Annotated in this window: 8 protein-coding genes and 1 pseudogene; 5 read left to right on the forward strand and 4 right to left on the reverse strand. The window is 41.8% G+C overall.

Features of this window, described 5'->3' with window-relative positions; all coding sequences use genetic code 11:
* Window positions 1-35: 35 nt before the first annotated feature.
* Entirely contained in the window at window positions 36-257 is a 222-nt protein-coding gene (locus F7734_RS42460) for a hypothetical protein (RefSeq protein WP_155750398.1), read from the reverse strand.
* 189 nt (window positions 258-446) lie between these two features.
* On the opposite strand from F7734_RS42460, the gene F7734_RS42465 reads away from it, so the two are divergent.
* From F7734_RS42465 to F7734_RS42475, 3 genes are all read left to right on the forward strand, one after another.
* Entirely contained in the window at window positions 447-653 is a 207-nt protein-coding gene (locus F7734_RS42465) for a hypothetical protein (RefSeq protein WP_155750399.1), read from the forward strand.
* A gap of 74 nt (window positions 654-727) precedes the next feature.
* Window positions 728-1,030, forward strand: a complete 303-nt coding sequence (locus F7734_RS42470) for a hypothetical protein (protein ID WP_155750400.1) — start codon at window positions 728-730, stop codon at window positions 1,028-1,030.
* Between the two features lie 249 nt (window positions 1,031-1,279).
* Window positions 1,280-2,503: a tyrosinase family protein gene (locus F7734_RS42475; RefSeq protein ID WP_155750401.1), complete on the forward strand. Its 1,224-nt coding sequence runs from the start codon at window positions 1,280-1,282 to the stop codon at window positions 2,501-2,503.
* A gap of 911 nt (window positions 2,504-3,414) precedes the next feature.
* Here the strand turns inward: F7734_RS42475 and F7734_RS64405 are convergent.
* Together F7734_RS64405 and F7734_RS64410 are read right to left on the reverse strand one after the other, a co-directional pair.
* A complete protein-coding gene (locus tag F7734_RS64405) occupies window positions 3,415-3,840 on the reverse strand; it encodes a response regulator (protein WP_243147380.1) in 426 nt (141 codons plus the stop codon).
* Window positions 3,817-4,119, reverse strand: a pseudogene (locus tag F7734_RS64410) (helix-turn-helix domain-containing protein); the annotation flags it as partial. The pseudogene F7734_RS64410 and the gene F7734_RS64405, both read right to left, overlap by 24 nt.
* A gap of 147 nt (window positions 4,120-4,266) precedes the next feature.
* Here F7734_RS64410 and F7734_RS42485 point away from each other — a divergent pair.
* Both F7734_RS42485 and F7734_RS42490 read left to right on the forward strand, forming a co-directional pair.
* A complete protein-coding gene (locus F7734_RS42485; RefSeq protein WP_155750403.1) occupies window positions 4,267-4,986 on the forward strand; it encodes an SDR family oxidoreductase in 720 nt (239 codons plus the stop codon).
* Window positions 4,987-5,291: 305 nt separating this feature from the next.
* Window positions 5,292-5,450 carry a hypothetical protein gene (locus F7734_RS42490; RefSeq protein WP_155750404.1) on the forward strand — a complete coding sequence of 53 codons (159 nt, stop codon included), beginning with the start codon at window positions 5,292-5,294 and terminating at the stop codon, window positions 5,448-5,450.
* Window positions 5,451-5,689: 239 nt separating this feature from the next.
* Here the strand turns inward: F7734_RS42490 and F7734_RS42495 are convergent, their stop codons facing one another.
* A complete protein-coding gene (locus F7734_RS42495) occupies window positions 5,690-9,868 on the reverse strand; it encodes a non-ribosomal peptide synthetase (RefSeq protein ID WP_155750405.1) in 4,179 nt (1,392 codons plus the stop codon).
* Window positions 9,869-9,928 lie beyond the last annotated feature (60 nt).

A 9,928-nucleotide genomic window follows, 5' to 3' on the forward strand; every position in this document is an offset into this window, starting at 1 on the left:
AAAATTTTTCTCTCTGTAAAAAATGATAGAGAGTTTCACGAAATCAAATCGCGTCTTACCGCTTCTGAAATGACGCGCCGCAGGTAACTCACTCTATCTTCTGCAGACAGCCCGTGTAATGCTTCATGCACATCTTGCGGGAGTCTAATACCTGTGACTTTCTTTGACAAAGGGATGCTATCTATCTCCCCGTAAGCTTGAAACTGCTTGCTGATAAACGCTTTTGTTTGAACCGGATTGGGATTGCCTTTTGACATACTGCACGTGGATGCGATCGCAACTTCATTATTATGACATAAATCCCAGTTAACCGCGTTTGATAGGTTTTCTTGTCATTGAAGCGGTTGCTAAAAATTTGGATTCGGGCTTGTATCCCCAGTTAACAGGGAACACAATTGAACTATGAGGGACAACAGAAAAATGCAACCCTCACAGGAGGCCATAAATTGACAGATCCAAATCAAAGGCGCAATGGGAGAGGCGAGGGTTGGATGCCCGTCTTCCGCATCTTCCAATTCCAGTTCAAACAACGTATCTGGGTTGAGATAGATCCCGTTTCGGGACAAGAAACTCCAGTAGATAGAGAGGACATTTTGGATGACCTTGACATCCGGGGAGATCAAGAAGAGGAAAACGGCAATAGCCAACGCTAATCCCTAAACCTCCAAGTAGCCCCCAACTAGCCCTTGGGGGCTTTCCTAATTGCAGTTTATCTTAGGAGCACCAGATGCAGAAAATAATTTACCCTATTGAATATCGAGTTATTCAACGCAACATCACCCCAGAAAAGTCGTATTGGCACTTCCTTAAAGGAAGAGTATTTTACAATCCTTTAAATTTGCCAAGCGAGGGTGATATTGAATTCATGTTTGGTACAACAAAAAAGAAAGTGGCCATTGAGTTATTCCGCATCAATGGAGGTAAGCCAGGATATTACTTGGCAAACTTGTTAGAAAATAAATACTACTACTGCGGACTTGATTGGGGAGACGTGAAAAACACTTTACTGGGTCTTGGAATTGGTCGATAAGTACCTGCTTGGTGGAATGTCAAAGCAGTTTTCAAATAAATGAACCCAGCATTTTCTTATGGAACGGGCGTCCCCGCCCGTTTATTTTGAGAAGCCAGTTGAGGACACCCATCCCACACGATGCTTCTTCTTCTCAAGCATCTTTTAAGCTCATCTTTTAGCTTGTAAAGAATTGATTACTATTCTTGTGTGCTCATACTAAAAGATTGTATATGTCAGAAAGATTACACAAGTAATAATACAGAAATTATGAAGTACTTACGAGAAATAATCATAGCATTTAGTATTGCCATAATCGTTATTATGACGGCTGTGAAAACTCCGGCAACAAGCGTAGTCCTGGTGAGAAAGAACGTTATTAACCTAACACGACAGGAAAAATTAGACTTTGTTAATGCTGTCAAAACGTTAAAAACACAACCTGGTACTAACAACAAAAATGTCAGTGTCTATGACGAGTTTGTCAGCATTCATATGGGAGCAATGTCATTCACAACAATGCATTTGGGTGGTTTAATTACGTTGCCACAGGATACACCGCCCATAGGTTTAGCGGCAGGAACTGATGCAGCTCACGAAAATGGGGGCTTTCTACCTTGGCATCGTGAATATTTAAGCCGATTGGAAAAAGCTTTGCAGTCAGTCAACCCTAAAGTCACTATTCCCTACTGGGATTGGGCAGATCCTAGATCTGTTGATGTTATTTTTGCTCCCGACTTTTTGGGGTCAAATGGTTCAGGAGACGTTCTTGACCTTCCAAATGGAGATAAGCTTGAAGGGGGTCGCGTGGAGTCTGGTAATTTTTCGGAGGCTAACGGCTGGTCATTGATTCCTGAGTTGCACCTTAAAATAGACACAGCTGAAACTTTAGGTACATCACTCATACGCTATTTACCTCCACAATCTGCACCTGGCGTTCTGGGATTCCCCTTAGATAAAGAACAAACAGATAGAATACTCCAATCTAAAGACTATAAAACCTTTCAGCTTTTTGTAGAAGGACAGATCGTCATAGATGCCAATGGTGTTGAAAAACGATGCGATCGAGAACCGTGTAATCATAACCTCGTTCATGGATTGCTTGATGGGAGTTTACAAAATCCCATTAGTCCGGGTCCCTCATTGCGAAGCACTTTGAACAATGTTCCGGCTTCTCCTAATGACCCTGTTTTCTGGCTGCTTCATGCCAACGTAGATCGTCTTTGGGCAGAATGGCAGAATAATGGTCGCCAAGGTAGCAAATTTTATGCTATTCCGGGTACAGAACTTTATGGACACAATCTCAAAGACAAGATGTGGCCTTGGGACGGAGGTGATTCCATACCAGGCTCGGTTGGTAGCATTGATATACGCCCCTACTTACCTGTTATTGCATCTGATGATATTGTCAGACCCAAAGATACATTGTCTCTCCGAAAGTATGGCTATACTTATGACACTTTAGTCAAAAAAGCTTTCAAAACTTTTAAGTAATAATGTGTCAGTCATAAGCAAGGGCTTGAGTTGAAAATCCTCCTTTATCAGAGCTAATTCTATCAACGACCTCAGTAAGTAATGGCTTTTAAGCTTTATTTAAGGTGTAGGAACTGGTTATAGAACTGCGAGATCCCCGACTTCTTTGAAAAGTCAGGGATCTGGTAATTTAATACCAATTCTCTAAATTAATACTACACATCCAAAGGTTGTGGCAAAGACAGCGCAACTACGAACCTTTTAATCTGTAGGCTAGTTTTAGAGAAATGGTATAAGTTGAAAGAAGACATAAAGCGGTTTTCAATCTAAGAAGGGGAACGTGGGATGAATTTTGGGGGAATGACGAAAACTAAGAATATGCGATGTTTGCACCTTCTAACATCAAAGCAGTAATTGCGCTGAAGGCGTCTGTCCAAGCTAGCGCCACTTCAGGAGTCCAATCTTGTTGAACTGGACGAAACCATCACTTACTTGGCTTCTCATCTTTTTCTAGCTGGTGCTCAAGCCGCAACTAAGGACAATTCTTGTCGGTTAAGCGTAAAAATACGAAAACACGTAGGTTGGGGAGCCACAAAAAATGCTCTGGTCCCCAGAGTTGAGTGAAGTGGCGTTTGAGGAACGAAACCCAACATTTACAGGAATTGCTTGGGTTTCACGATCTTACAACCCAACCCACAAAAATTCTCAGCCCTTGCAGTATTGGGTTTCATTTAATTGAAAGCTTACAGAATTCTTAAAGTGTTTATCTGACATTTGCAGGTTTCAATCCTGCAAGCGGGTTTCATTTAATTGAAAGCGGAGTAGGGGCGGGGGTAGCTGGCACGTATGGCACGTGTTTCAATCCCGCTTCGGTCTCTATCATAGGATAATGGCAAAATCTTGTCGAGGTTTATTGGAAACGTAGGTAATAACTAACGAATGGTGAGGCTGGCAAGAATTGCTACCAACTCGACTGGCTCAAACGGCTCTGTAATATGCACTGTATATCCCTGGTGAATTGCTTGTCCGCGATCTGAGTCACTCCTGGTGAGCGCAATTGCTGGGGTTACTCTTCTTTGTACTGTTTCAAGACTTCTTATTTGCTGAATAAGTATATAACTATCTTCACCAAGTCCTCTAATATCTACAATGAGTGCATCGGGTTGTATTTGCTGTACTGCTGTTAAAGCATCAGTTACATTCCTAACTGCTATAACCTGTGCAGCACTTTTTTCGATCGCACTTTGGAGGCGATCGCAAACTGATGTTTCACTGGAGACTATGAGAATGCGTAAGCCTTGCAATCGCAAGTAGCCAAACTGGTATCCTGGTTTATGAGTTTTTCCCCAAGCACACATTAATTCAGTTATGGGTCGCACGGTTTCGCCGTATGGAGTCAGTGAATATTCTACGCGAGGAGGTACTTCCCGATAGGTTTCGCGACGAATCAATCCATCTGTTTCCAGTTCTCTCAATTGCTCAGTTAAAACCTTCTGGGTAATTCCTGGAATTAACTGTTTCAATTCTCCAAACCGCTTTGTGTCTTGTCTAAGCCACCACAAGATAACACATTTCCACTTACCGCCAATCGCTTCTAGCGTCACTTCAACCGGGCAATTATACTCTGTCTTTGGCATACTCACAATTCCATTAGTATCTATTTGGTAACTATTGATGGCTCGTGCTATTCCTTATTTAATATACAGTCACGCTTGGGAGAAAAATTTTTCAGCAATGTAGCTCGAAATTTTATCTTAAAAATGGTTGAGTATTCAGAGGAGATTATGAGTTTTCTACAAAACAAAGTAGCTATCATCACAGGTGCTAGTAGCGGTATTGGTGCAGCGACTGCTAAAGAACTCGATGCTGTAGGTATGAAACTAGTGCTGAGTGCGCGATCGCAAGATAAACTTGACAAACTAGCTGCATCACTGAATAATGCTGCCGTTCTTGCGGGAGCCATTACAGATGTAGATATGCCTCAAAAACTGGTTGATTTCGCCCTTCAAACTTTTGGTCAACTTGATGTAGTTCTAAATAATGCAGGTGGGATGACTGTCGGTTCCATTGAAGAGATAGATATCGAAGCTGTTTGCCAAATGGTTCGCTTAAACGTTGAATCTGTTTACAGAATGGCTTATGTAGCGCTAAGACACTTCAAAAAAGTTGGCAGTGGTTTTTTAATTAATACATCAAGCGTTTCTGGACTGAAAACAGTACCTCGTTACGGCGCATACAATGGCACAAAGTTTGCAGTTGAAGCCTTCACAGACGCTTTGCGAATGGAACTAGCAGGTACTGGCATTAAAGTTGCTGCGATCGCTCCTGGTACAGTAGATACGGGGCTTTACGACCATTGGAATTCAGAAGACAAATCCTACATTAATTCTGGTGGTGCTTTGCAACCAGAAGATATTGCTCGTTGTGTCCGGTTTATCTTAGAGCAGCCAGAGCATGTTCTAATTCCTCGTCTATTGATCGTTCCACGAGACCAACCTGTTTAAAAGACCTATCCACAATACCATCATATAGACAAATTCGTAACAGCTTTATTCCCCCCTTTTTTAAGGGGGGCTGGGGGGATCGAGTCTTAAATTATTTGATGTATTACATTCAAGTAAATACCGCTATAGTAATCATAAATTTTAGATTTACATCAGGTTCATTACTGATTATTTCTTTTGCAAGCAAACTCTTTAAAATATACATCTAAATTATTTTTTTCTTTTAAAGACAATCAATTTCTATTGCAACTTGTTGTAGTAGAAGAAGATATTTATATCAGATACATTAGCTAAGAGTTTTAACAATGATAACCAAGCATCTGACTCGCTTAACTCTATTTGCAGTTCCTTTAGCAACAACTTGCGTTCTAGGTTTTTCCGGTCATGCTAACGCCACTACGCTAGGTATCGCTTCAGATTTTAACGCTTTTTTTTGTGCTTGGAAATATGCAACAATCATCTGACACTGAAGGTAGATTAGCTATAGGTGGGAATGGAATCTTAACTAATTATGGAGTGGGAGACATCGTAAACGCAACATCTTTCACCACCTGCATGAAAATCCCTCTTAGTTCGCCCCTAACCCCTACCCCCTATTTTCAAGTCAAAGCCTCGTGTGCTCGTGTGATATGTTACAAGAGGCGGAGCCTCTTGTAGGGCATTCCCAGGCGGAGCCTGGGAACGAGGTGGGGGTTTGACCAATTTATTCCAACTGTGTTTTTAATTTTTCAGCTAAAACTTGAACGTGTGGCTCTAAAACAAAGGAGTAATGGTTACCTGGAACATCAATGATTTCTATTTCTTTTGCAGCCATAACTGAAAATAATTCCACCCAAACTAACGTCGGGTCTGGTGCCATAACATGTTTTTCCCGCGCTCTAAATACTGTCACTTTTCCAGGATAGGGCTGTCGCACGTAGGAATATGTTGCTTTTAATGTCCCTACTAACACGTCTAAGATGCGGCGATTTTGCTTTCGTTCTACTCCTGGTGGGAAAATTTTTACTTTTCTGGCTTTATCAATGATGTAATCAATTTGTTCTTCCACGGTCAAAGATGCTATTTCATCAGGTGTTACTAAGTTATCTTGACCAAACATTCCACCAAATACCCTTGAAAGAACTCCCACTAAGTATTTGTTATCAATTTGTTTTTGCTTATCCAAAATGATTGGTACGTAAGAATCTAGTATTGCCAATAAAGAAACTTCTTCCCCCTGTCTTTGAAGCTGCTGTGCGACTTCATAAGCAACGACTCCTCCAAATGACCAGCCTCCGATTTGATAAGGACCATTTGGTTGAAATGACTGAATTGCTTTAACGTAAAAACTTGCCATATCTTCAACTCTGGTTAGGGGTTCTAGTTCCCCATTGAATCCTTGAGCTTGCAAACCATAAAATGGCTGTTCTATACCTAGGTAACGAGCTAAGTTGACATAGCAAAAGACGTGACCACCAGCAGGATGCACGCAGAAGAAAGGACGTTTGTTACCTTTTGGTTGAATGGGAATTAATGGAGAATTGGACGCGACACTTGTGGAATTTTGCAAAATTTGGGCTAAGTCTTCTATGACAGGATTTGTCAAAAGTGCTGATAGAGGTACATCTTTACCCAACTTCTGTTCGATCGCAGCCATCAAATAAATTGCTAAAAGAGAATTGCCCCCCAGTTCAAAAAAGTTATCTTTTATACCTATGGGACGAACATCTAAAATTTCAGCCCAGATTTCTGCCAGTTGATGTTCTATCTCATTACGAGGTGCAACAAAATTGAGCTCCTGACTGAAGTTAACGAGAGTAGGACTGGGTAAAGCTCGCCGATCTAACTTACCATTAGGAGTTAAAGGTAGTGCTTCCAACAAGACAAAAGCAGCAGGTATCATGTATTCTGGTAGCTGTTGCTGGAGAAACTGACGCAGTTCAGCAATGGTAGGTTTTTCTTCTATAAGAACGACATAAGCAACCAGTTGTTTATCCCCCGGTTTGTCAGTACGCACAATCACCGCAGTTTCTTGCACTTGTGGATGCTGGGATAAAGCGTTTTCAATTTCTCCCAACTCAATACGAAAACCGCGAATCTTCACCTGATGGTCTATGCGCCCAATGTATTCAATACTACCATTAGGTAAGTAACGGGCTAAATCTCCAGTTTTGTACAAGCGATCGCTCTGTCCAAAAGGGCTGTTAATAAACTTTTCAGCGGTCAGATTTTCCCGATTGAGGTATCCCCTAGCAACTCCCACACCTCCTATATATATCTCACCAGTCACACCAATAGGAACTGGTTGTAAGTGGGGGTCAAGGATGTAAATCTGCGTGTTGGCAATAGGACGACCAATGGGTACAGTTTTTAGATGGCTTTGTCTTTGACATTGCCAGAATGTCACATCAATTGCGGCTTCTGTGGGACCGTAAAGGTTATGCAGTTCGCACCCCAAACGTTGGAAGAATTTTTCTTGAAGATCTACAGGTAAAGCTTCGCCGCTACAAATCACTTGCCGCAAACTGCTACACTGCTCTAAATTTCGACTTTCAAGAAACACTTGCAGCATTGATGGCACAAAATGCAAAGTCGTAATTTTTTCTCGAGCAATGAGATTCACTAAATAATCTCTGTCTCTATGTCCGCCCGGTTTAGCGATGACCAAACGTGCGCCTGTGATTAATGGCCAAAAGAACTCCCAAACAGAAACATCAAAGCTAAAAGGTGTTTTTTGCAAAACTCTATCTGTGGCTGTTAGTTGATAAGCTTCTTGCATCCACAATAAGCGGTTGCAAATCCCCCGGTGCGTGTTCATTGCACCTTTTGGTTTCCCAGTAGAACCAGAGGTGTAAATTACATATGCTAAATTCTCTGGTTGAACAAGATTCTCTAAATTCGTCTTTTGCTCTCCAGATAGTTTTTCCCAATCGGTATCTAAAAGAATAACTTGTTTCAAATGCCCTTCAAAGGGGTATCCTTTCTCGTTCCCAGGCTCCGCCTGGGAATGAGGTCTGCGAGGCTCTGCAGAGCATACTTGGTCTGAGACAGGAGGCGGAGCCTCCTTGAAGGCATTCCCAGGCTCAGCCTGGGAACGAGGTGAAGGGGGTTGAGCTTGGGAACGAGGTATTGCTTGAGTTAACAGGACTGATACTTGAGAATCCGCTAACATATAAGCCAAACGCTCTTGGGGATATTCTGGATCGAAAGGTACGTAAGCTCCCCCTGCTTTTAGAATTCCCAAAAGTCCGACCACCATTTCAAGCGATCGCTCTACACAAATGCCTACCAATACATCTGGCTTGACTCCCAGTTTTCGCAAGTAGCGTGCGAGTTGATTTGCTTTTTCGTTCAGTTCTTGATATGTAAGTTCTTGCTCCTCAAAAGTCACTGCAACAGCTTTTGGAGTGCGTTCGGCTTGTTCTTCAAATAATTGATGCAAACAACGCGATAGGTCATAATCTTTGTGCGTAGCGTTCCACTCAACTAATAATTGATGTTTTTCGCCAGGAGTGAGGATAGGAAGCAGAGCAACTTGCTCTTGAGAATTTTTGACTATATTTGACAGTAAACTTTGTAAATGTCCTGCTATACGAGCAATTGCATCAGTTTCTAGTAAATCCCGGTTGTATCGCAAGAAACACACCAAAGACTTGTTTGTTTCCAAGATTTCCCAACTTAAATCTAGTTCAGCCCTTTGTTCTGGAATCTCTAAATAGGATAAGCTTGCATTTGTCTTGTCAAAGATAGCTGAGACTTTTTCCAACTGGTGTAACCGTTGGTAGGCAAATCCCACTTGACAGATAGGAGGATGGCTCAATTGGGAATTGAGTTGTAATTCCCTCACTAATAGCGTCCATGGATAGTCTTGCTGTGAAGTCGCTTCAGCAACGGCAAGTTTAACACGGGTTAATAAATCAGAAAAACTCAGAGAACCAGAGACAGGCGATCGCACAACTGTTAAGTTAGCAAAATTACCAATATCACTTTTAAATTCCGGCTCTTTACCGTAGTTTGCATCCAAACCAATGAGAAGATCCTCACAACCAGTATAACGATGCAGTATTATCTGAAAAGCAGTCAGCAAAACTGTAGATAAATCTACGTCTTCAGTAGAAAAAAGATATTTAAGTTTACCTACTAGTTCAGAATTAATGCTGAATTGATAACAAGCCCCTCGGTAGCTTCTTAAAAGAGAACGAGAACGGCTCATTGGTAAATCCAACGTAGGTAACTCACCGCTTAGCCTTGCTTTTAAAAGACTCAGAAGCTTCTCTCCTTCTGGACTCCCAACTAGGTTTAACTCTCGTTGTACAAAGTCACGATAGGAAGTAGCAACTAATGGTAAATTTATACTGCTGCCATTGATAACTAATTGATACACCTGCAACAGTTCATCAACAAGCACCAACAAACTGCGACTATCGCAAGCGATTTGATGAACAGTCACCAAGAGAACATGATTTGTAGAACAGCAATTGAAGAGACTAACCCGCACAACCGAACCCGATACTAAGTCAAACGGGCGTTGAATAGACTGCAACATGAACTGTTGCAATTTCTCCTCACTCCATCCGTCAGCATCGATCGATTCTACCGAAGCGCTCACTTCATCAATAACTTGCTGTACAACCTGAGCGTGGTTTTCAGTATACGCAGTACGCAGAGAAGGATGACGTTGAACAAGCACGTGAAAGGCTCGATTCAAACACTCATAATCGAACGGTTGTGAAGAACGAACTGCAAAAGCGAGTTTATCGATAAAACCTTGTGGAGCTAATTTATACGAGAACCAAGAAACTTGTTGTGAGTGTGTTAAAGGAAAATTGTCTTGAGCCTCTGCATGAGAGGCGAGATGTGCTTGTATAGTCTGCATATTTAAACGCCATTTGTCATTGGTCACTGATCATTGGGCATTAGGCATTGATTATTAATTCTTCTACCTTGTCCCCCTTGTCTACCT

It is taken from the genome of Scytonema sp. UIC 10036 (genome assembly GCF_009725235.1).

Bases quoted from the DNA above. Each gene is read 5' to 3' on its own strand.
- F7734_RS42470 (WP_155750400.1), top strand. From the start codon at position 728: ATGCAGAAAATAATTTACCCTATTGAATATCGAGTTATTCAACGCAAC.
- F7734_RS64405 (WP_243147380.1), bottom strand. From the start codon at position 3,840: ATGTGTGCTTGGGGAAAAACTCATAAACCAGGATACCAGTTTGGCTAC.
- F7734_RS42485 (WP_155750403.1), top strand. From the start codon at position 4,267: ATGAGTTTTCTACAAAACAAAGTAGCTATCATCACAGGTGCTAGTAGC.
- F7734_RS42490 (WP_155750404.1), top strand. From the start codon at position 5,292: ATGATAACCAAGCATCTGACTCGCTTAACTCTATTTGCAGTTCCTTTA.
- F7734_RS42460 (WP_155750398.1), bottom strand. From the start codon at position 257: ATGTCAAAAGGCAATCCCAATCCGGTTCAAACAAAAGCGTTTATCAGC.
- F7734_RS42475 (WP_155750401.1), top strand. From the start codon at position 1,280: ATGAAGTACTTACGAGAAATAATCATAGCATTTAGTATTGCCATAATC.